Raw genomic sequence first — 21,781 nt, 5'->3', positions numbered from 1 at the left:
AGATTGGCGCGCAATTTGCAAAGAATCCCCGAAATGTGAACACGATCACCTTGGGGATACCGCCCACGCCATGTCTGACGCGCTCGACAGCACCCGGGAGTTCCTCGGCGCTCACGCCCCGTTCGACCAGCTCGAGGCGGACGCGCTGGAGTTCCTCCTTCCGCGCCTGGAGAGTCGCTTCTATGCCCGGGGTGCCCGCATCACCGACCCCGAGGCCGGCCCCGCACAGCGTTTCCACATCATTCGCCAGGGTCGCATCCGGGGTGAGACCCCCAGCGAAGACGAACAGCTCTCCGGCAAGGCCTGGGAGCTGATCCCCGGCGAGTGCTTCCCGATTGGTGCCCTGCTGGGGCGGCGCGCCGTGCACACCGTGCACCGCGCGGCGGAGGACACCGTCTGTCTGGAACTGAACCTGGAGGACTTCGACCGCCTGCGGGCACGCTCGAAGGTCTTCAACGACTTCTGCACCCGCCGCCTGGCCAATCTCCTGGACCGCCTGCAGCAGGGCCTGGACACCCTGTCCGCCCGCGACGGCGGGTCCGCCGGTCAGCTCAACACGCCCCTGGCGCTGCGCATTGCGCGCGAGCCCGTCACCTGCCGCCCGGAATCGCGCCTGCGCGAAGTCCTCGCCTCGATGCGCGACGAACGCGTGGGCTCCATCGTCGCGGTCGACGCGGAACAGCAACCGGTGGGGATCTTCACCCTGCACGACCTGCTGGCGCGTGTGGCGCTCGCGGATGTGGACCTGGATACGCCGATCGCCGCCGTGATGACGCCGGACCCGGTTGCCCTGGCCGAAGACGCCCCCGGGTTCGAGGGCATCGAGGCGATGACCGAGCACGGCATGACCCACCTGTGCGTGGTGCGTGACGGACGCCTGGTCGGGGTGCTGGGCGAGCGCGACCTGCTGACCAGCCAGCCGCTGACCCTGGATGGCCTGGTCCGCGAGATCCGCCGCGCGGACTCGGTGGCGACCATCGCCGAGCGCCTGCGTCAGGTGCCGCGCCTGATCGAGGCGGTGGTCGGCCAGGGCGCGGAGGCGGATCAGGTCCTGCGTTTGATCACCCGCCTCAACGAGCACGCCACCCGCCGCGTGCTGTCGTTGCTGCGCAGTGAACACCCGAGCATCGAGGGCATCGACTTCACCTGGCTGGCGTTTGGCTCGCAAGCCCGCGAGGAACAGGCCCTGGTCACCGACCAGGACAACGGCATCCTGTTCGATGCCGAGGCCGGTGATGCGGACGCCATCCGCGAGCGCCTGCTGCCCTACGCGAAGGCCGTGAACCAGGCCCTGGCGGAATGCGGCTTCACCCTGTGCCCCGGCAACATCATGGCCGGCAATCCGGAGTGCTGCCTGAGCGCTCCGGAGTGGGACCAGCGTTTCACCCGCTGGATCGAGCAGGGCACCCCGGAGCACCTGCTCAAGAGCACGATCTTCTTCGACCTGCGCGCGGTGGACGGCGATGCCGGCCCGGTCGAGGCCCTGCGCACCCGGCTGCTGCAGAAGACCGCGTTCAACAGCCGCTTCCGCCGTCAGATGGCAGCCAACCAGCAGATGTTCCGGCCGCCGCTGGGCCTGTTCGGCGAGATCAAGAGCGGCGCCGAGGGCATCGACATCAAGAAGCAGGGGCTCACGCCCTTCGTCGACGCCGCGCGCGTCATCGCGCTGGCCGCCGAGCTGCCGGCGACGCGCACCCACGACCGACTGGACCAGGCGGTCACCGCGGACGTGATGCGCGAAACCGATGCCCGCGACTACCACGCGGCGCTGCGCTACCTGCAGATGCTGCGCCTGCGCGCACAGCAGAAGGCCCTGCGCGAGGGGCGCGAAGACGACAACCGAATCCGGCCGGAAGAACTGGGCGCCCTGGAGGGACGGGTGCTCAAGGAGAGTTTCCGGCAGGCCCGCAAGCTGCAGGGACAGCTTGAGGTGCAGTACCAGCTGTGAAGGATCACGGCAAACAACAAAACCTTACGAGAGGAGCATCGTCATGTCACAAGAAGACCTGAGCCGGCAGGCGTACTGGCGGGCGCACCTGCGCCTGCTGGGCATCTGCCTGGCCATCTGGTTCCTGGTGTCGTTCGTGCTGGGCATCCTGGTGGCCCAGCCCCTGAACGCGATCCAGCTGGGGGGCTATCCGCTGGGCTTCTGGTTCGCACAACAGGGGTCGATCTACACCTTCATCATCCTGATCTTCGTTTATGCCTGGCGCATGAACGTGCTGGATCGCAAGTTCAACGTCCACGAGGAGTAAGCCTGTCATGGATCAACAGACTCTAAGCCTGCTCGTGGTCGGGGCGACCTTCGCCCTGTACATCGGCATCGCCATCTGGGCGCGTGCCGGTTCGACCAGCGAGTTCTACGTCGCCGGGCGCGGCATCAACCCGATCGCCAACGGCATGGCCACGGCCGCGGACTGGATGTCCGCCGCGTCGTTCATCTCCATGGCCGGCCTGATCGCGTTCCTCGGCTTCACCGGGGGCGCCTACCTGATGGGCTGGACCGGCGGCTACGTGCTGATGGCACTGCTGCTGGCCCCGTACCTGCGCAAGTTCGGGAAATTCACGGTGCCGGAATTCATCGGTGACCGCTTCTACTCGAAGGCCGCGCGCATCATCGCGGTGATCTCCCTGATCGTGATGTCCGTCACCTACGTGATCGGGCAGATGCGCGGGGTCGGGATCGCCTTCTCCAACATCCTGGAGGTGCCGCTGGCCACCGGGCTGTTCGCCGGGATGGCGGTGGTGTTCATCTACGCCGTGCTCGGCGGGATGAAGGGCATCACCTACACCCAGATCGCGCAGTACGTGATCATGATCTTTGCCTACACGGTGCCGGCGATCTTCATCGCCATCACCCTGACCGGCAACCCGCTGCCGCAGCTGGGCCTCGGCTCCACCCTGCAGGGTTCCGATACCTACCTGCTGGATGCGCTGGACCAGACGATGGTGGATCTGGGCTTCCACGCCTACACCGAAGTGGGCGGCATGAGCCTGATGAACATGTTCCTGCTGACCCTGGCGCTGATGATCGGTACCGCGGGTCTGCCGCACGTGATCATCCGCTTCTTCACCGTGCCGCGTGTGCGGGATGCCCGCAAGTCCGCCGGCTGGGCGCTGGTGTTCATCGGCATCCTCTACACCACCGCCCCGGCGGTCGGTGCGATGGCCATCTGGAACCTGGTCAACACCGTGCATCCGGGCGAGATCGGCACCGAGGAAGGCCACCTGGCCCACGCGGACAAACCGGCCTGGATGGAGCGCTGGGAGCAGACCGGTCTGCTGGCGTTCGAGGACAAGAACGAAGATGGCGTGATCCAGTACTACAACGACGCCAACGAAGAGTTCGCCGCGATGGCGGAAGAGGAATACGGCTGGGAAGGCTCCGAGATCGTGACCCTCGACCGCGACATCATGGTGCTGGCCAACCCCGAGATCGCCGGGCTTCCGGGCTGGGTGATCGCACTGGTGGCAGCGGGTGGTATTGCCGCCGCACTGTCGACCGCGGCGGGGCTCCTGCTCGCCATATCGTCGGCCATCTCGCACGACTTGCTGAAAGGCGTATTCATGCCCAGGATCAGCGAGAAGAACGAACTGATGGCAGGACGTATCGCCATGGCGGTTGCCATCCTGTTCGCGGGGTATCTGGGGCTTAATCCACCCGGCTTCGCGGCCGAGGTGGTGGCACTGGCCTTCGGTCTGGCCGCGGCCTCGCTGTTCCCGACCCTGATGATGGGCATCTTCATGAAGAAGATGAACAAGGAAGGCGCGATCGCCGGCATGCTGGTCGGTCTCGGGACCACCCTGCTGTACATCTTCACGTACAAGGGCTGGTTCTTCTTCTCCGGCACCGCCATGCTCCCGGACAATCCGGACGGCTGGCTGCTGGGTGTGAACCCGACCGGCTTCGGCGCCATCGGCGCGGCCTTCAACTTCATCACCGCCTACATTGTGATGAAGATGACCAAGGAACCGCCGAAGGACATCCAGGACCTGGTCGAAAGCGTGCGCGTACCGCGTACCGAAAGCTGATGGTCGGCCCCGTCATGCCTGGCAGCATCGGCATGGCGGGGCTCCCGTCACCATGACTGGATGGAGTTTCAGAAGTAACGACGGGGTCGGCTCGGGTGCACCGGGTCGGCCCCTTTTATCTGGCACATGTCCCGCGGGACAAGCGGCAATCGACCCGAACCCGGTCGATTGCCGGTTGCCCCACGCCCTGAACCCCGACGTATCCACGACCCGGTGTCTCCCCGGGTATATCGCCACACGGACCCGCGCATGAACGGCGAACTCGAAGAGATCCGCGAGTTTCTCGACCGCTGCCCGGATCTGGCCCCCTTGCCGGCGGCCAGCCGGGACGCGATCGTGCGTCAGCTCACCCTGCGCTACCTGCGCGAGGGCAGCCGCTTCCCACCGGACGCCGAGCCCGGCCTGTGGATCGTGCGCACCGGCACCCTGGAGATCCGCGACGCCCGGGACACCCTGCTGGACCGCCTGGGCGAAGGCGATCTGGTGCATATCGCCGCGTCACCGCAGACCCCGCTCGGCCCCGTGACCGAGGATGCCCTGGTCTACCACCTGCCCCTGGAACGCGCCCGGCAACTGGCCGCCCGCGACGGCGCCATCGCCCAGTTCCTCGCCGACGACGCGCCGCGCCCGCTGGCCGCCGGGGGGGCGCCCCACGGCCACGGGGACGACAACCGGCTGCTGACCACGCCAGTCCGCGCGCTGATGACGCCGAACCCGGTGCTGGCACCGAGCACCCTGAGCCTGCGCGAGGCCGCGCGCCTGATGGACCGCGCCGATGTCTCCGCCCTGCTGCTGCACGCCCCGGACCGGCCGGGCGCCCCCGAAGGCATCCTGACCGACACCGACCTGCGGCGCGCCATCGCCAAGGGCATCGATCCCGGGCAACCCGTGGCCGAGTCGATGGCCGGCCCGCTGACCACCGTCCAGCGCGACACGCCTGCCTTCGAGGCCCTGCTGCGCATGGCCCGCCACGACATCCACCATCTCCCGGTCGTCCACGAAGCGGACGGGGCCCTGGCCGGCATGCTCTCCAGCACCGACCTGATCCGCCACCAGGGCACCAGCGCCGTCTACCTGGTGCGCGACCTGCGCCGAGCCGACGATCTCGACGGCCTGAAGGCCGTGATGCAGGCCCTGCCCCGGCTGCAGGCCCAGCTGGTGGACTCCGGCGCGGATGCCGTGCAGCTCACGCAGACCATCACCACCGTGATCGACACCCTGACCCAGCGCCTGATCGAGCTCTGCGAGCGTGACCGGGGATCCCCCCCCTGCGCATATGCCTGGCTGGCCAGCGGCAGCCAGGGCCGCCACGAACAGACCGTGTTCACCGACCAGGACACCGCGCTCATCCTGGCCGACGACGCGCCGGAGGGCGCTGGCGCCTGGTTCGAGGCGCTGGCCCGCCAGGTCACCGCCGGCCTCGATGCCTGCGGCATCCGCGCCTGCCCCGGCGATGTCGACCCCACCCACCCGGACTGGCGCCGCCCCGCCGCCGACTGGGCCCGCGAGATGGAACGCGTGCTGCATCACCCCGCCGCGCGCGATGCGATGCTGGCCACCCACTATCTCGACATGCGCGTGATCCACGGGGACGCCACGCTGTTCGAGCCCCTGCGCCAGCAGGCCCTGGAAACCGGGGCGCGCCACGAGGCCCTGCTGAGCGTCCTGGCCGATCAGGCCCGTGACCTTCCCACGCCGCTGGGCTTCTTCCGGCAGTTCGTGCTGGAGGACAGCGGCGAGCACGCGGACACCCTGGACCTGAAGATGCGCGGCCTGCTCCCGATCGTGGCCATGGCACGGGTCTTCGCCCTGCATGCCGGCAGCGGGGCGCGCAGCACCGTGGAGCGCCTGCGCGCCGCCGCCCGCGCCGGTGTGATCAGCGACACTACGGCCGACAACCTGATCGATGCCTGGCGCTACATCGCCGAGCTGCGCGCCCGCCACCAGGCGCACCAGATCCGCAACGGCCAGCCCCCGGACAACGCGCTGGACCCGGCCGAGCTGTCCACGCTGGAGCGCAGCCACCTGAAGACGGCCTTCCGCCTGGTCAGCGACGCCCGCAAGACGGCGCTCGCGAATGCCGAACGGGTCCACGGATGAGCCGCTGGACCTTGCCCGGCGCACCCCCGGTCCGCTGATGGTCTGCCCGCTCAACCATCCCGACTGGCGCCGACCGCCCGGGCACTGGCGTTTCTGCCGGGCCCGCCGGCGCGCCGCGCGCCGGGCCCCGCCGGGCCCGCTGCGTACGTCCTTGGAGACCCCCCTGCCGCGCGCCGGCCAGGCCGTCGCGGCCAGCCGCTTCCTCGCGGTCGACCTGGAGACCACCGGGCTGGATCCGGAGCACGACCGCATCCTCAGCATCGGCTGGGTGGCGATGGACGGCGCCCGCATCGACCTGGCCACCGCGGACCAGCGCCTGGTGCGCGCCGAGGGCCCGGTGCCGGAGGCCAGCGCGGTAATCCACCGCATCACCGATCAGCGCGCCGCCGAAGGTGTCCCGCTGGACGCGGCGCTGGATGCCCTGTTCGAGGCTCTCGCCGGACGCGTCATGGTGGCGCATCACGCGGCGCTGGAGATCGGCTTTCTGGAACAGGCCTGCCAGCGGCTGTACGGCGTGCGCCCGCCACTGGCGATCGTGGACACCCTGCGCCTGGCGGAGACGGCCCTGCGCCGCGCGGGCCAGCCGATCCCCGCGCACGGGCTGCGCCTGCACACCCTGCGCGCGCGCTACAACCTGCCGGCCTACCGCGCGCACGACGCGCTGTTCGACGCCATCGCCGCGGGCGAACTGTTCGCCGCCCTGCTGAGCCGGCAATCGCCGGACGGCAAGCTGCCGCTCGGGCGCGTGCTGTTCCGCCCCGCATGGCTCTGGTAGGCGCCGCCAGCACCCGGTTCGCATGCTATCCTCGCACCCACCATGGAAACCCTGACGGGGCTGGCCCCAGGCCACTCCCGCCCCCAAACAAGAAATCGATCTGGAGGCCCTGATGAGTGACAACATCGAGTCCACCCTCACCGAGACGCGCCACTTCGCGCCGCCGGCGGAGTTCACCGCAAACGCCCGCCTGAAGCCGGCCGACCTGGAGGCCCTGCACCAGAAGGCCGAGGCCGACTACGAGGGCTTCTGGTGCGATCTCGCGCGCGAGCAGATCGACTGGCAGACTGAGTTCACCCAGGGCCTGGACGAGTCCAACGCGCCGCACTACCAGTGGTTCGCCGACGGACGCATGAACGTCTCCTACAACTGCATCGACCGCCATCTCGAGGTGCGCGGCAACAAGACCGCCCTGATCTTCGAGGCGGAGAACGGCGACACCCGCCACCTGACCTACCGCGATCTCTACAACGAGGTCGGCAAGCTGGCCAATGCCCTCAAGGGCATGGGCGTGGAGAAGGGCGACCGCGTCATCATCTACATGCCGATGAACGCCGAGGCCGTGATCGCCATGCAGGCCTGCGCCCGCATCGGCGCGATCCACTCGGTGGTGTTCGGCGGCTTCTCCGCGGACGCGCTGCGTGACCGCGTGGTGGATTCCGGCGCCAAGGTCGTGATCACTGCCGACGGCGGCGAGCGCGGCGGCAAGGTCGTGGGGCTCAAGGCCAACGTCGACAAGGCGCTCGACTCCAACCCGGGCGATGTCGAGAAGGTCGTGGTCTGCAAGCGCGCCGGCAACGACGTGACCATGCACGAAGGCCGCGACGTCTGGTGGGAGGACGCGGTGGACGGCGAATCCGTCGACTGCGAGCCCGAGTGGGTGGAATCCGAGCATCCGCTGTTCCTGCTCTACACCTCCGGCTCCACCGGCAAGCCCAAGGGCATCCAGCACTCCAGCGCCGGCTACCTGCTGGGCGCGATCGTCACCAACCAGTGGGTGTTCGACCTGCAGGGCGACGACGTCTACTGGTGCACCGCGGATGTCGGCTGGATCACCGGCCACACCTACGTCGCCTATGGCCCGCTCGCCGTGGGCGCCACCCAGGTCGTCTACGAAGGCACGCCGACCGTTCCGGACGCCGGGCGCTGGTGGAAGATGTGCCAGGACCACGGCGTGACCGTGTTCTACACCGCCCCCACCGCGATCCGCGCGCTGATGAAGGCCGGCCCGGACCTCCCCAAACAGTACGACCTGTCCAAACTGCGCCTGCTGGGCACGGTCGGCGAGCCGATCAACCCCGAGGCCTGGATGTGGTACTACACCACCGTCGGCCAGGAGCGCTGCCCCATCGTCGACACCTGGTGGCAGACCGAGACCGGCGCCAACATGATCGCCCCGATCCCCGGCGCGACCACGCTGGTCCCCGGCTCCTGCACGCGCCCCCTCCCCGGCGTGGCCGCCGACGTGGTCGACGAGCAGGGCAACAGCCTGGGCGCGGACCAGGGCGGCTACCTGGTCATCAAGAAGCCCTGGCCGCACATGCTGCGCACCGTCTGGGGCGACGACCAGCGCTACAAGGACACCTACTGGCCCAAGTTCGGTGGCAAGTATTACCTGGCGGGCGACTCCGCCCGGCGTGACGCCGAAGGCAACTTCTGGATCATGGGCCGCATCGACGACGTGCTGAACGTCTCCGGCCACCGCATGGGCACCATGGAGGTCGAATCCGCCCTGGTCGCGCACAAGGCGGTGGCCGAGGCCGCCGTGGTCGGCCGCCCGCACGACGTGAAGGGCGAGGCCATCGTCGCCTTCGTGATCCTGCAGGGCGACCGCCTGACCGGCGACGAGGCCGACGCGATGATCAAGGAACTGCGCAACTGGGTGGCCGACCAGATCGGCCCGATCGCCAAGCCGGACGACATCCGCTTCGCCGACGGCCTGCCCAAGACCCGCTCAGGCAAGATCATGCGCCGCCTGCTGCGCTCCATCGCCAAGGGCGAGGAGATCACCTCCGACACCTCCACGCTGGAGAACGAGGCCGTGATCCCGCAGCTCCAGGGCAAGGCCTGAACCGGAGGCCGGGGTATCGCACCCCGGCCCTCAATACCCCCGTAGGAGGCCAGCCCCCTGGCCGATAGGACGCCGGATCGGCCCCCATCGGCCAGAGGGCTGGCCTCCAACCATTCCGGGGTATCATTTCGTAACCACACCCCTGTCTCCGCACCCCCTGCACGCAAACCCCAGGCCGCCCAACGCATGAGCACCCACCACTCCGGCAACTCCAAGGACCCGTCCCAGGCCCCGCGCCTGCGCGTACTACTGGGCGAGGTCACCGCGATGGGCCCGGGCAAGGCCATGCTGCTAGAGGCGATCCGCGACAAGGGATCGATCTCCGCGGCCGCGCGCAGTGTGGGCATGTCCTACCGCCGCGCCTGGGACCTGGTCGAGACCATGAACCAGAGCTTCCGCGAACCGGTGATCACCACTGCCAAGGGTGGCTCCGGCGGCGGGGGCGCACAGGTCACCGAATTCGGCGAGACGGTCCTGGCGCGCTACCGCGACATGGAACGCCAGGCCTGCGAGGCCCTGCGAGACGAACTGCACTCCTTCGCCGACTTCCTCGCCGAAGACCACAAGCCGTAACCAAAGCCCGAGCCTTGACGGCCCTCCCCCGGCCCCGCATCATTGCGCCACTCGATATGCAAACTGAAATATAACGAACCGCGTACCCATCCTGACATAAAGCCCGTCACTGCGAGGAGCCACGCGACGAAGCAGTCGCCCAACGGAACCACCCGAGCCAACCGCAACCCGCACCCACAGGGAACCCTCCCCAACATGCACCTGCGCGCCCTCCTCCTGACCCTGCTCCTCCTGCTGCCCGGCCTGGCCGCCGCCAACGGCCCGCTGACCATCGCCGCCGCCTCGGACCTGCGCTTTGCCCTGGACGAGATCCTGGACGCCTACCGCGAGGCGCACCCGGACGACGCGGTACGCGTCACCTACGGCTCCTCCGGGCGCATGACCACGCAGATCATGAACGGTGCGCCGTACGACGTGTTCTTCTCCGCCGACATCGCCTACCCGCAGAAGCTGCGCGCCGAGGGTCACGCGGTCACCGAACCGGAGGTCTACGCCATCGGCCGCATCGTGCTGTGGAGCAACCGCATGGATGCCTCCACGATGACGCTGGAAGACCTGACGCGCGACGATATCCGCCGCGTCGCCATCGCCTCGCCCACCCACGCCCCCTACGGCGTGCGCGCGAAGGAGGCGCTGCAGTCCGCCGGCGTCTGGGACGCGCTGCAGCCCAAGATCGTCAACGGCGACAACATCGCCCAGACCGCGCGCATGGTGCAGGCAGGCGGCGCGGACATCGGCATCATCGCGCTGTCGCTGGCCGAGTTTCCCGATCTGGCCGAGCACCCGCACCACCTGATCGACGACGCGCTGCACGAACCCCTGACTCAGGGCTTCATCATCACTCGGCGCGGAGAACACAACGAGACCGCGCACCGCTTCGCGGACTACATGAACGCCGACACCGCCCGCGAGATCATGCGTCGCTACGGCTTCGTGATGCCCGGCGACGACCTCGCCGAAAACCGCTCCGCCGAAGCCACCAAGGCCGCCCCGTAAGCGCCCATGTTCGACCTGAGCCCAACGGACTGGATGGCGATCGAGGTCACCCTCAAGCTCGCGCTCTACACCACGCTGATCCTGCTGGTGATCGCCACGCCCATCGCCTGGTGGCTGGCCAACGGCCGCGGCTCCCCCGGCGTACGCACCGCGGTGCAGGCCCTCGTCGCCCTGCCGCTGGTGCTGCCGCCCACCGTGCTCGGCTTCTACCTGCTGGTGCTGCTCGGCCCGGCCGGGCCAGTCGGCAGCACGCTGGAGAGCTGGGGCCTGAACCACCTGGCCTTCACCTTCCAGGGCATCCTCATCGGCTCGGTAATCTACTCCCTGCCGTTCGCGGTGCAGCCGCTGCAGCAGGCCTTCGCCAACCTCGGCCGCCGCCCGGTGGAGATCGCCGGCTCGCTGGGCGCCGGGCGCATCGACCGCTTCGTCACCGTGATCCTGCCGATGACCCGCGGCGGCTTCATCGTCGCCGCCACACTCGCCTTCGCCCACACCCTAGGCGAGTTCGGCGTGATCCTGATGCTGGGCGGCGCGATCCCCGGCGAGACCCAGGTGCTGTCCATCCTGATCTACGACCACGCCGAGGCGATGGACTTCGACTCCGCCCACCGCCTCTCCTTCGGCCTGCTGATCTTCGCCTTCGCCGTACTGTTCATCGTCTACGCGATCAACCGCCGCTTCGACACGGTGCGCCTGTGACCCGGCCCGAGCCCGACACGCTGCGCATAAAGGCCCGGATGGAACGCTCCGGCTTCGCACTGGACGTGGACACCGCCTTCCCGCTGGAGGGCGTCACCGCCCTGTTCGGCCGCTCCGGCTGCGGCAAGACCACGCTGCTGCGCATCATCGCCGGGCTGGAACACCCGCCCGGCGGCGAGGTGCACTTTCGCGATACCGCCTGGCAGTCCGGCAAGACCTTCGTCCCGCTGCACCGCCGCCGCGTCGGCCTCGTGTTCCAGGAGTCCACCCTGCTCCCGCACCTGTCCGTGCGCGGCAACCTGCTCTACGGCTACAAGCGCACACCGGAGCCGTTGCGTCGCCTGCACCTGGACGAGGTCACCCGCCTGCTCGGCATCGACGACCTGCTGGAGCGCCGCGCCGACCAGCTCTCCGGCGGCCAGCGCCAGCGCGTCGCCCTCGGCCGCGCCCTGCTCACCAGCCCCGACCTGCTACTGCTCGACGAGCCCCTGAACGCCCTGGACACCCAGACCAAGCGCGAGATCATGCCCTTCCTCGCACGCCTGGCCGAGGAGACCGGCATCCCCAGCCTGCTCGTCACCCACACCCCGGACGAGGTCGAACGCCTCGCCACCCGCGTCGCCTTCATGCACGACGGCCAACTCGAACGCCTGGAACCCCTGCGCGAAGCCCTCGCCCGCGCCGACTCCCCCCTGTTCCGCGACGAAGGCGCCGTCTCCGTCCTGCAAGGCGAACTGGGCCCGGCCGACGCCCACGGCCTCCACCCCTTCGGCCCGCCCGAGGCCCGCTACCGCGTACCATCCACACCGGGCGCCACCAACGGCGCCGGCCGCCCGGCCCGACTGCGCATCGACGCCCGTGACGTCTCCATCGCGCTGACCCCGCCCCAGGACGTCTCCATCCTCAACATCATCCCCGTGACCATCGAGTCGCTGGATGAGGCGCCCGGGCACCACGGCCCCGCCCGCATCCTGGCCACCTGCCGCCAGGACGACGGCCAGACCCTGATGGCCGAACTCACCCGCCTCTCCACCGAACGCCTCACCCTCCAGCCCGGCACCCGCGCCCACGCGCTCGTCAAGTCCGTCGCCTTTCTCGACTGATCACAGCGGGTGCCCTGCGTGCCGGGCCATCCGATATCGGCAAACAGAATGTCGAGCGTCGCGCAATGCGCTACACTTGACAAATGATCAAGTCGTTTCGGCACAAGGGACTGCGCCGTTTCTACGAATCGGGAAGCGTCACCGGGATACAGCCTCGGCACGCGAAGCGGCTGAGGATGCAGTTGGCGACCCTCGATACCGCTTCCTCAATCGAGGACGTGGATATCCCCGGCTTCCACTTGCACCCACTCAAGGGCTCGGCGCAAGGACGCTGGACCATCCGGGTCAGCGGCAACTGGCGCATGACCTTTGAGTTCCGTGACGGCAATGTCCACGTCTTGGACTACGAGGATTACCACTGATGAACATGCACAACCCTCCGCACCCCGGCGAGTTCATTCGCGAGGTCTATCTGGAACCGTTCGGGCTGAGTGCCCGCCAGCTAGCCAGCAAACTCGATGTCTCGCCTTCCACCCTGGGGCGCGTCCTGCAGGGTCGTAGCGGGGTCAGTCCCGAGATGGCGCTGCGTCTGTCCAAAACGCTCGGCCGTTCGCCGGAAAGCTGGCTGGCGATGCAGGACCAGCACGACCTCTGGTGTGCACGCAGGAACGTGAAGCTGGATGCCGTCCAGCAGATGCGGTTCGAAGATCAACCCGACAAGGGCCAACCAACGGCGTAGGCGGCATTGCACAGTCGGTGGGCATCACCGGGTCACACCTCGCTAGGACAAGGATTCGAAAGGCCTTTTAACATGTTCGATCCATCTATCTTCGTGAAAGACCATATGGTCTACCTCGTCGGCCTCTCCGCCATTCTGCAAATCATAGGGACATTGGTTTTGGCTCTCTTCTCATTCCGAGGAATAAAGATTTCTCCAAGCCTAAATACGTATGCGAACGGGAAGCCAGTTACACACGTAACGATCGTTGACGGCTGGCTACGAGCTGCACAGATTGGCCTAACCCTTGTTTTGGTGGGCATCGCCTTATCGGGAGTTGCAAGCGTTATTGACGCGGCCTGAGCGGCATGAGGATGAGCGGCATGAGGACACCCACTTTCTTCTCGCGACGCCCTCGCCCGCGTCGGAGATGGGTTCGGCGCTGCTTCGATGGAGGAGGCGCATCCTGTGTTGGGCTTGCGCTGTTCCAAGTCGGTCGTCATCCCGGGAACTGCGCTGTGGGGCACAGGGGTCTGTGGGGCACAGGGGTCAGACCTTGCCTTTTGCCTCCCTGCCACGACAGGGGCAAAAGGCAAGGCCTGACCCCTTAGGTGCGTGCTGCCACGACAGGGGCAAAAGGCAAGGCCTGACCCCTTAGGTGCGTGACGGATGCGCTGCACGTAGCGCGCGCGAAGGATAGGACACTCACTTTCTACATGCCTGCCCGCAAACGAACTCCATGCCCGCAGGGGCGGGCGGAAAGGTTGGGAGGGTGCCAGGGGCCAAGCGCCAGATGTCTTGGGAAATGGCGGCGTACCAGGCGCGGTTGTGTTCGCCTCGCGGCGGCGCCAGCTTGAAGGATGGCCGAGCGGACTCACGTCAGCGAAGCCTTCGACTGCCGCCTAGCCGTCATTGTGGTACTGGTACACGGCGGGGGTGAAGACAGGAGACCTACGTTCCTCCACCCTCTCTGACCACTGTTAGTTTCATGAGGATTCCGTGTGATCCCTTCGCGTAAACAGATAAAGATCGCGCTGCTGGAATTGCTAGCACGATCTGGCCCGATGCCCTCAATCGAGGTCTATGGCCAGCTTTCTGAACAATTTGACTTGTCGCAGAAAGACCTTGAACTAACTACAAATGGTAACGAAAGCTTATTTAATAAGGAAGTTCGGTGGGCAAAGAAAGATTTGGTAGATGACGGAAGAATTAAACGCCCAACCCAATCTGGACATGGTGTTTGGGAACTCATCGAGCCTACCAACCCGCCTGAGGAGCGGGGCCCATTACTTTGCAAAACGCGCGAAGAGTTAGAGAAAACGGTTCGCGATCTCCCGTCCAACACAGCGATACCAATTGGGCAAAGAAATCCTGATCGGAATACCACAACGGTCGATACATTTGTTCGCGACGCACGTGTTGTCCGCTACGTTCTAGACGCTGCAGATGGAAACTGTGAAATGTGCGGGAACCCAAGTCCATTCTTCAAAGACAATGGCGATCCGTTCCTTGAGGTCCATCATGTAAAGCGTCTTTCCGATGGCGGCAGCGATACCGCTAGGAATGCAATCGCCGTCTGTCCGAACTGTCACCGGGAGTTCCACTACGGAGCCAATCGCGATGCGCTCAGGGTTCTTATTTATTCGAAGGTCGGCCGGCTCATGAAAGAGTGAAATCCAAGAAATGTCCCCGTTTCGGGGTCGGACCTCAACCCCCATCACGGCGAGGGAAGGAGAGGACACCCACTTTCTTATCCATCGACGGTGTTTGCTTCTCCGTCGTGATGCAACCTCACAGGGGCGACGAAGACGAGGAGACCCATCGTTTCCGTTCCGCAACGTGGCGGTCAGGGCCCGGGGTTGCTTGCGGACGGATGCCCAGACTGTATGCTCGGGCGCTCCGCAAACACTGCCAGCGAGAACCACCGCCATGAACTCCCCAGACCACGAACCGCCCGAAGGGCCGAGCCAAGCCGATCAGGACGGCTTTGCCGCGTTCGAACGGGGCGACTATCGGACCGCCGGGGAGCTCTGGGCGGCCAGTGCCGAGGCCGGCTCGGCCTGGGCCCAGTTGGGTATGGGGATTCTGTATGCCGACGGCCTGGGCCTGGAGGCCGATGCCGAGCGTGCGCGCGGATACTGGGAGCAGGCCGCGGCGCAGGGACTGAGCGATGCCAGCTTTAACCTGGGGGTGATGGCGGAGAAGGCCGACCCCGCCGATACCGAGGCCGCCCGACTCTGGTACGGGCACGCGGCCGAGGCGGGTCACGTCGTGGCGCAGAACAATCTGGCCGTGCTGCTGCAGAACGCGGGCGACGAGGCCGCCGCCACCGAGGCCGTCCAGTGGTGGAAACGCGCCGCGGAGCACGGCGACACCGACGCCCTGAACAGTCTCGGCGTCGCGCATCAGCAAGGCAGCGGATGCGCGCGCGACCGGGCTGCGGCAGCCGAGTACTACGCCCGGGCCGCCGAGGCGGGACACCGCGACGCGGCCTTCAACCTCGCCCTGGCCCTGGAACAGGGCGACGGCGTGGCGACGGACATGACCGGGGCCGCCCACTGGTATCGGCAAGCCGCCGAGGCCGGGGACCCGGACGCCGCTGCCCGCCTGGGGAACCTCTGCCGCGACGGCAACGGCACGCAGGAAGACCTGACGGCGGCGGCCCACTGGTATCGCGCCGCAGCCGAAGCCGGCCATCCCCAGGCTCAGGCGAACCTGGGTGTCCTCCTGGAACGGGGGCTTGGGGTGACTCAGGACGAGTCGGCCGCGGCCGCCTGGTACCTGGCCTCGGCGCGGCAGGGGCTGGCGCCGGCGCAGTACAACATGGGCATCGTGCTCGCCGAGGGCCGTGGCGTGGAGGCCGACCTGCCCGGCGCCTGGGTCTGGTTCGCGCGCGCCGCCGATCAGGGCCACAAGCCGGCCGCGGAGGCCCGCGACTACGTCCACCAGCAGCTCACCCCGGAGCAACGCCGCGACGCCGAGGCGCGCAAGGCCGAGACCTCCCGCTAGTCGCCCCGGTCGGCCCGTGAAGGGGGTACCCACCTTGACACTATCCAGTCTTCAGCTCGCGGCCTTGTCCGGACGGACCTGCCTGGTACTCAAGTCCGCGCCGGCAAAGAAGAGCCTGCGATAACGCCCCGGCGTGGTACCCGTCAGCCGCCGGAACAGCTCCCGACAAAAAGATACGTCCTCGTATCCGACGGCGAAGCTGATCTCCTCGATGGACATCGTCGTAGTCTCGAGCAGGTGTTTGGCCCTTTCGATGCGCAGGTTCTGCAGGTAATGCACCAGGGATACGCCGGTGGCCTGCTTGAAACGCCGCTTCAGGGTGCGTTCGGCCAGGCCAGATTCCTCGGTGAGCAAGCGGATCGCCGAGTGCTCGGCAAAATGCTGGCCCAGCCAGTCCTCGCACTGCCGCATTCGGGCGTCGGTATGGTCGGATTTCAGCACCAGCGGGGTATAAGGCCCCTGCCCTTCATCGTGCCACTTGAGCAGATACACCTTGGCAATGCGGATGGCCTCCACCGGGCCCAGATGGCGCGCGATGATGTGCAGGGCCAGATCGTGCCAGGACGTGGTACCCCCCGCGCTGACGATCCGCCCCGACGGCTCCGCCAGGACCAGATTGGGCTCGGGCAGGAATCGCACTTCCGGATAGTCGCGCCGGAACAAGTCCTGATAGCCCCAGTGCGAGGTGGCGGCACACCCGGACAAGAGGCCCGTTTCGGCCAGCATGATGGTGCCGGAGCAGGCCGAGTAGATGGATTTCCCGCCCTCGTAACAATCCCGAACCCAGCGCATCAGTTCCGGGTACCGACCATGGAAGGATTCATCCGGGCCCAACCACAGCTCGGGCAGGATGACGATGGAGGCCTCCGGCTGGTCGCTGATCGCGCAATGCGGCTGCACCGGAATGTCGTTTCCGCACAGAAACGGCTTGCGTTCGCGGGCGACGATGCGCACCCGAAACCCGGCCTGGCTGACGGGCTCATGGCGAAGGCGTTGCCAGAGATTCCCGGCGGCCGACAGCACGTCCACCATGCCGTACAGCGCGGAACCTGCGGTTTCGGGGACGGCAACGATCAGCACCTCGACAGGCATGTCCGAGCGGCTCATCTGCATCCTCCGGTGGCACGAACGCCACGCTTCTGGCTCGTCTGCCGCTTATGCGGTCGATTCCCCGGTTATAGCCTAAAGCTGCGTCACCATCCGATGGCGCGCAATGGTCCCTTCTCAAGCGGAGAACAGCCATGAACACTCAAAACACGATGAACGGCCTGAACAGAAGGGGTCAGACCTTGCCTTTTGCCCTTTCTGCGGACCTTCCCGGAAACGAACTCGGCGCCCGAGGGGCAGAAGGGGTCAGACCTTGCCTTTTGCCTCCGTACCACGACACGAGGGGCAGAAGGGGTCAGACCTTGCCTTTTGCCTCCGTACCACGACAGGGGCATAAGGCAAGACTTGACCCCTTCGGTGTGACCCCTTCGGTGCGTTTCCGGTTATGACGACTGCCTTAGGCTTCGAGGATTATCGCTGATGACCATGCACAACCCTCCGCACCCGGGCGAGTTCATTCGCGAGATCTATCTGGAACTGTTTGGGCTGAGTGCCCGCCAGCTTGCCAGCAAGCTCGATGTCTCGCCGTCCACCCTGGGGCGCGTCCTGCAGGGTCGTAGCGGGGTCAGTCCCGAGATGGCGCTGCGTCTGTCCAAAACGCTCGGCCGCTCGCCGGAAAGCTGGCTGGCGATGCAGGACCTGCACGACCTCTGGTGTGCAGACAACTAGGACACCCACGTTCCCTGCCGCGTTATGGCGAGGCCCCGCCGGGGCCGTGGCCATCTCCGAACGCGACCCCAGACGTCCGCCTCGATCAGCGCCAAGGACATCCACAGAGATCGCCACGGCGCTACGCGCCTCGCGATGACGGTGTTTGCTTCTCCGTCGTGATGAAACCTCAGAGGGGCGACGAAGACGAGGAGACCCATCGTTTCCGTTCCGCAACGTGGCGGTCAGGGCCCGGGGTTGCTTGCGGCCGGATGCCCAGACTGTATGCTCGGGCGCTCAGCAAACAATGCCAGCGAGAACCACCGCCATGAACTCCCCAGACCAAGAACCGCCCGAAGGGCCGAGCCAAGCCGATCAGGAGGGCTTTGCGGCGTTCGAACGGGGCGACTATCGGACCGCCGGGGAGCTCTGGTCGGCCAGCGCCGAGGCGGGCTCCGCCTGGGCCCAGTTGGGCATGGGGATTCTGTATGCCGACGGTCTGGGCCTTGAGGCCGATACCGAGCGTGCGCGCGGGTACTGGGAACAGGCCGCGGCGCAGGGGCTGAGCGATGCCAGCTTTAACTTGGGTGTGATGGCGGAGAAGGCGGACCCGGCCGATACCGAGGCCGCCCGACACTGGTATGGCCACGCGGCCGAGGCGGGTCACGTCGTGGCGCAGAACAATCTGGCCGTGCTGCTGCAGAACGCGGGCGACGAGGCCGCCGCCACCGAAGCCGTCCAGTGGTGGCAACGCGCCGCGGAGCACGGCGACCCCGACGCCCTGAACAGTCTCGGCGTCGCGCATCAGCAAGGCAGCGGGTGCGCGCGCGACCGGGCTGCGGCAGCCGAGTACTACGCCCGGGCCGCCGAGGCGGGACACCGCGACGCGGCCTTCAACCTCGCCCTGGCCCTGGAACAAGGCGACGGCGTGGCGACGGACATGACCGGGGCCGCCCACTGGTATCGGCAAGCCGCCGAAGCCGGAGACCCGGACGCCGCCGCCCGCCTGGGCAACCTCTGCCGCGACGGCAACGGCACACAGGAAGACCTGACGGCGGCGGCCCACTGGTATCGCGCCGCGGCCGAAGCCGGCCATCCCCAGGCCCAGGCGAACCTGGGTGTCCTCCTCGAACGGGGGCTTGGAGTGACTCAGGACGAGTCGGCCGCGGCCTCCTGGTACCTGGCCTCGGCGCGCCAGGGGCTGGCCCCGGCGCAGTACAACATGGGCATCGTGCTCGCCGAGGGCCGTGGCGTGGAGGCCGATCTACCCGGCGCCTGGGTCTGGTTCGCGCGCGCCGCCGATCAGGGCCACAAGCCGGCCGCGGAGGCCCGCGACTACGTCCACCAGCAGCTCACCCCGGAGCAACGCAGCGAGGCCGAGGCGCGCAAGGCCGAGACCTCGCGCTAGTCCGCCAGCGCGGGCAGCCTAAGCGCAGTAAGCAGAGGCCAGCCAGCTCGCTCCCGGCCCCGTCATGGCGAGGCCCCACAGGGGCCGTGGCCATCTCCAAACGCAGCCCCGGACGTCCGCCTCGATCAGCGCCCGGCCATCCCGTCAGCGATCGCCATGGCGTTGCACGCCTCGCGATGACGGAGCCGGCCCGCGAAGGCGACCGTCACCCTCGGCCGACGCAGCGCGACCCGGTAACCGCAACATCCGCTCCCCCGCCGCAAGATTGTGGAAGCCACCCCGACCGGGCCAAGCCAGAATCCTGGATAAAGGCCGCGCGCACGCATCCCATTGGCGGGGCCCATGACAGAGAAAAGGCTACGCACGGCCCGCGGCCGGCCAAGCCATGGACCCCAGGAGGTGCCTCATGTACGACCACTCGATCCGCCCCACGGGAGCGCTTCGCCACCTGGCCACGGCTGCCGCCGCGCTCGCCCTGGCCGCCCCATTGGCGAGCCTGGCGGCCGACGAAGGCCAGGCCTTTATCTGGGCGCCGGACGCCCCCGATCTCGAATGGAACCCCTGCCCGGCCTTCATGCCCGACGACTGCCGCCTGGCCGTCCTCCAGGGCGACCCGGCCGAGCCCAACGCCGATGTGTTCTTCCTGCTGCCCGGCAACAGCACCGCGCCCCATCACTGGCACACCAGCGCCGAGCGCATGGTGCTGGTCCAGGGCGAGATGCAGGTGGACTATGACGATCAGGAACCGGTAGTGCTTCGGCCCGGGACCTACGCCTATGGCCCTGCGCGACTGGCGCATACCACCCACTGCATCTCGGACGAGGACTGCATCCTGTTCATCGCGTTCGAAGAACCGGTGGACGCGCACGAGACACACGGTCACTGAGGCCAGCCGATCCCTGCCATCCGGGCTTGACGCCCCGGGCTCGTTCCAACGGGCGGGCAGAACGACAAGCCTTTGCGCAATGCGCCGAGAGCCGGCGCATTGCCAGCAACGAGGCAGGGAGGCGAGTACGCGCCTTATTCGGTAGCGGCGTCGCGGGGCCACTCGCGAAAGCCTTCGCGAACCGAAAGGCAGCGGGTATACCCCAGGTCCCGCAGCAGTTCGGCGGCGCGCAGGCTGCGCCGGCCGCTGTTGCACAGGCACAGCAGGATCTGGTCCTGGGTGACGTGATGCCGGTTAATCAGGGAGATGAAGTGCTGGAAGTCGCGATCATCCGGCTCGTCCGCGTCCAGCAGCTCCTGCTCTTCCTCCGACAGGCCCCGACCCAGTAGCTGCTTCAGGCGGAACAGGGGCACCGGGACCGCCCCTTCCACCTCGCCCTCCAGTTCCAGCTCGAAGGGCTGACGGATATCCAGCAGCACCGCCAGACCAATATCCACCAGCTCGCGGGCCGCGTTGACGCTGATCTCCAGCTTTGGATCGTCCGTCTCGTTCACCATGCAGGCTCCTTTTGCGTCGGGGTTGTGAGGGCGCACGGGGTTCGCTTCAGCAGGCGCCCCTGGTTCCGATAGATTTCGCGAAACACCGCATGATTGCAAAAGGCCCGAAGCCCGACGCGCACGCGCGCTGGCCCTGCAGCGCCTCCACACACCAGTCCATGCCGCATGCATTGGGCCCCGTGGTTGTACGCGCCGGCCGAATCACCGGTCTCTCGCCTGCTCGAAGCGATTTTCGGGCACTATCGCAAGGGCAATCGTCCCCCATGGAGGCCCCCTTGACCGACGAGACGACCGGTGGAGCCGAAGGCACGCTTCCCCTGCAGCGGCTGGCCGGCTGGGCGCTTCGCGGCATCGCCGCCCTGACGGGCCTCGGCGGACTGCTGGCCTCGCTGGCCTTCTGGATGCTGGCGCAGGAGACACCGGAGCTCCCGTGGCCGCTCGTCTCCCTGATCCTGCTGCAGATCCTGTTCGGGATGGCCGTAGTCGCCTGGGTCGCGTTGTTGTGGCGCCGCGCCCGGGCACTGGGAGCATTGGATACCCGGGACTATCCCGCCATCACCTGCGTTGTCGTCTGCATGCGGCTGGCGGGCGAATTGCTGGCAACCGGCGTGGTCCTGTTCGCGGTGGCCCTGTCGGTGATCTCCCTGACGGCCGCAGAACCCTTCGCGGGCGCGGCCGTTGCCGCGTTCGGGCTTGAAGCGGAACAGGTGGAAGCAATCGGCTGGGCACTGGCCGTGCTTGCAGCCCTCCTGTGGCCGCTGGCCGGGCTGTTTGCGGCCGGAATGATCGTGTTCGGGGCCTACCTGTTCGCCGACGCCATAATGGCCATGCTGGAGTACGTGCGCGACCTACGGCGGATCCGCGAGACACTGGCGTCGAGACGCGACCGCGACCCGGAATGAGACGGCGCCCGGGCCAGGACCGCGGGTACCGGCCCGACCGGCGACCCGCCACCTTGGGCGACCCTCGGCGCGGTTGATGTGGCTCAAGGTTTGGCGCGCGGGGCCGTTTAATCTGTCATCAGGGTAATGCCGCCGCCGGTGGCGCCCGCTGCCATGCGCGCGAACAAGGCGCGGCGCCTGCCGGTAACACCGCAGCCGTCCGCGCACGACGCCAGCACCCGGAATACCGGGGCACGGACGCCTGCATGGATCGGCAT

19 protein-coding genes and 1 pseudogene are annotated in these 21,781 nt (G+C 67.5%); 18 read left to right on the top strand and 2 right to left on the bottom strand.

The window, feature by feature from the left end:
- Window positions 1–70: 70 nt before the first annotated feature.
- The 14 genes from F793_RS0108610 to F793_RS0108550 all read left to right on the top strand — a co-directional run bounded on the left by F793_RS0108610 (window position 71) and on the right by F793_RS0108550 (window position 16,016).
- The gene (locus F793_RS0108610; RefSeq protein WP_018882333.1) at window positions 71–1,948 is read left to right on the top strand and encodes a DUF294 nucleotidyltransferase-like domain-containing protein; all 1,878 of its coding nucleotides are present in this window, start codon (window positions 71–73) and stop codon (window positions 1,946–1,948) included.
- Window positions 1,949–1,991: 43 nt separating this feature from the next.
- Window positions 1,992–2,255 (top strand): DUF4212 domain-containing protein, encoded by a 264-nt coding sequence (locus F793_RS0108605; protein ID WP_017940517.1) that lies wholly within the window; start codon window positions 1,992–1,994, stop codon window positions 2,253–2,255.
- Window positions 2,256–2,262: 7 nt separating this feature from the next.
- Window positions 2,263–4,032, top strand: a complete 1,770-nt coding sequence (locus F793_RS0108600; RefSeq protein ID WP_018882332.1) for a sodium:solute symporter family protein — start codon at window positions 2,263–2,265, stop codon at window positions 4,030–4,032.
- 249 nt (window positions 4,033–4,281) lie between these two features.
- Complete coding sequence (locus F793_RS0108595; RefSeq protein ID WP_018882331.1) at window positions 4,282–6,132, top strand: putative nucleotidyltransferase substrate binding domain-containing protein; 1,851 nt, start codon at window positions 4,282–4,284, stop codon at window positions 6,130–6,132.
- Between the two features lie 163 nt (window positions 6,133–6,295).
- On the top strand, window positions 6,296–6,907 hold the full coding sequence (locus F793_RS0108590; RefSeq protein WP_026279221.1) for a 3'-5' exonuclease: 612 nt from the start codon (window positions 6,296–6,298) through the stop codon (window positions 6,905–6,907).
- Between the two features lie 112 nt (window positions 6,908–7,019).
- The gene (gene acs, locus F793_RS0108585; protein WP_018882329.1) at window positions 7,020–8,978 is read left to right on the top strand and encodes an acetate--CoA ligase; all 1,959 of its coding nucleotides are present in this window, start codon (window positions 7,020–7,022) and stop codon (window positions 8,976–8,978) included.
- A gap of 186 nt (window positions 8,979–9,164) precedes the next feature.
- On the top strand, window positions 9,165–9,551 hold the full coding sequence (locus F793_RS0108580; protein ID WP_018882328.1) for a winged helix-turn-helix domain-containing protein: 387 nt from the start codon (window positions 9,165–9,167) through the stop codon (window positions 9,549–9,551).
- Window positions 9,552–9,746: 195 nt separating this feature from the next.
- A complete protein-coding gene (modA, locus tag F793_RS0108575) occupies window positions 9,747–10,547 on the top strand; it encodes a molybdate ABC transporter substrate-binding protein (protein WP_018882327.1) in 801 nt (266 codons plus the stop codon).
- A 6-nt stretch (window positions 10,548–10,553) separates the two neighbouring features.
- Window positions 10,554–11,246, top strand: a complete 693-nt coding sequence (modB, locus tag F793_RS0108570; RefSeq protein WP_018174002.1) for a molybdate ABC transporter permease subunit — start codon at window positions 10,554–10,556, stop codon at window positions 11,244–11,246.
- On the top strand, window positions 11,243–12,349 hold the full coding sequence (modC, locus tag F793_RS0108565) for a molybdenum ABC transporter ATP-binding protein (RefSeq protein WP_026280865.1): 1,107 nt from the start codon (window positions 11,243–11,245) through the stop codon (window positions 12,347–12,349). Before modB ends, modC begins: the two co-directional genes overlap by 4 nt.
- An 83-nt stretch (window positions 12,350–12,432) precedes the next feature.
- Window positions 12,433–12,711, top strand: coding sequence for a type II toxin-antitoxin system RelE/ParE family toxin (locus tag F793_RS0108560; protein WP_018880799.1), 279 nt, complete (start codon window positions 12,433–12,435; stop codon window positions 12,709–12,711).
- Window positions 12,711–13,028 carry a HigA family addiction module antitoxin gene (locus tag F793_RS0108555; RefSeq protein ID WP_018880798.1) on the top strand — a complete coding sequence of 106 codons (318 nt, stop codon included), beginning with the start codon at window positions 12,711–12,713 and terminating at the stop codon, window positions 13,026–13,028. Before F793_RS0108560 ends, F793_RS0108555 begins: the two co-directional genes overlap by 1 nt.
- Window positions 13,029–14,008: 980 nt before the next feature.
- On the top strand, window positions 14,009–14,680 hold the full coding sequence (locus tag F793_RS13755; protein WP_155985242.1) for an HNH endonuclease signature motif containing protein: 672 nt from the start codon (window positions 14,009–14,011) through the stop codon (window positions 14,678–14,680).
- Window positions 14,681–14,936: 256 nt separating this feature from the next.
- A complete protein-coding gene (locus F793_RS0108550) occupies window positions 14,937–16,016 on the top strand; it encodes a tetratricopeptide repeat protein (RefSeq protein ID WP_019592803.1) in 1,080 nt (359 codons plus the stop codon).
- Between the two features lie 51 nt (window positions 16,017–16,067).
- Here the strand turns inward: F793_RS0108550 and F793_RS0108545 are convergent, their stop codons facing one another.
- Window positions 16,068–17,123 (bottom strand): GlxA family transcriptional regulator, encoded by a 1,056-nt coding sequence (locus F793_RS0108545; protein ID WP_018882324.1) that lies wholly within the window; start codon window positions 17,121–17,123, stop codon window positions 16,068–16,070.
- 420 nt (window positions 17,124–17,543) lie between these two features.
- Here F793_RS0108545 and F793_RS0108540 point away from each other — a divergent pair.
- From F793_RS0108540 to F793_RS0108530, 3 genes and pseudogenes are all read left to right on the top strand, one after another.
- Window positions 17,544–17,783 (top strand): annotated as a pseudogene (locus F793_RS0108540) (HigA family addiction module antitoxin); the annotation flags it as partial.
- Window positions 17,784–18,099: 316 nt separating this feature from the next.
- Entirely contained in the window at window positions 18,100–19,179 is a 1,080-nt protein-coding gene (locus tag F793_RS0108535; RefSeq protein WP_019592802.1) for an SEL1-like repeat protein, read from the top strand.
- A 406-nt stretch (window positions 19,180–19,585) separates the two neighbouring features.
- Window positions 19,586–20,065, top strand: a complete 480-nt coding sequence (locus tag F793_RS0108530) for a cupin domain-containing protein (RefSeq protein ID WP_018882321.1) — start codon at window positions 19,586–19,588, stop codon at window positions 20,063–20,065.
- Between the two features lie 134 nt (window positions 20,066–20,199).
- Here F793_RS0108530 and F793_RS0108525 read toward each other — a convergent pair whose 3' ends face one another.
- On the bottom strand, window positions 20,200–20,622 hold the full coding sequence (locus F793_RS0108525; protein WP_018866527.1) for a rhodanese-like domain-containing protein: 423 nt from the start codon (window positions 20,620–20,622) through the stop codon (window positions 20,200–20,202).
- A gap of 275 nt (window positions 20,623–20,897) precedes the next feature.
- On the opposite strand from F793_RS0108525, the gene F793_RS0108520 reads away from it, so the two are divergent.
- Window positions 20,898–21,524, top strand: a complete 627-nt coding sequence (locus F793_RS0108520) for a hypothetical protein (protein ID WP_018882320.1) — start codon at window positions 20,898–20,900, stop codon at window positions 21,522–21,524.
- The last annotated feature ends 257 nt before the right edge of the window (window positions 21,525–21,781 follow it).

It is taken from the genome of Thioalkalivibrio sp. ALE22 (genome assembly GCF_000381445.1).
Lineage (GTDB): Bacteria > Pseudomonadota > Gammaproteobacteria > Ectothiorhodospirales > Ectothiorhodospiraceae > Thioalkalivibrio.
The sequence above is the reverse complement of the archived record's forward strand: the minus strand, read 5'-3'. Positions and strand labels throughout refer to the sequence as shown.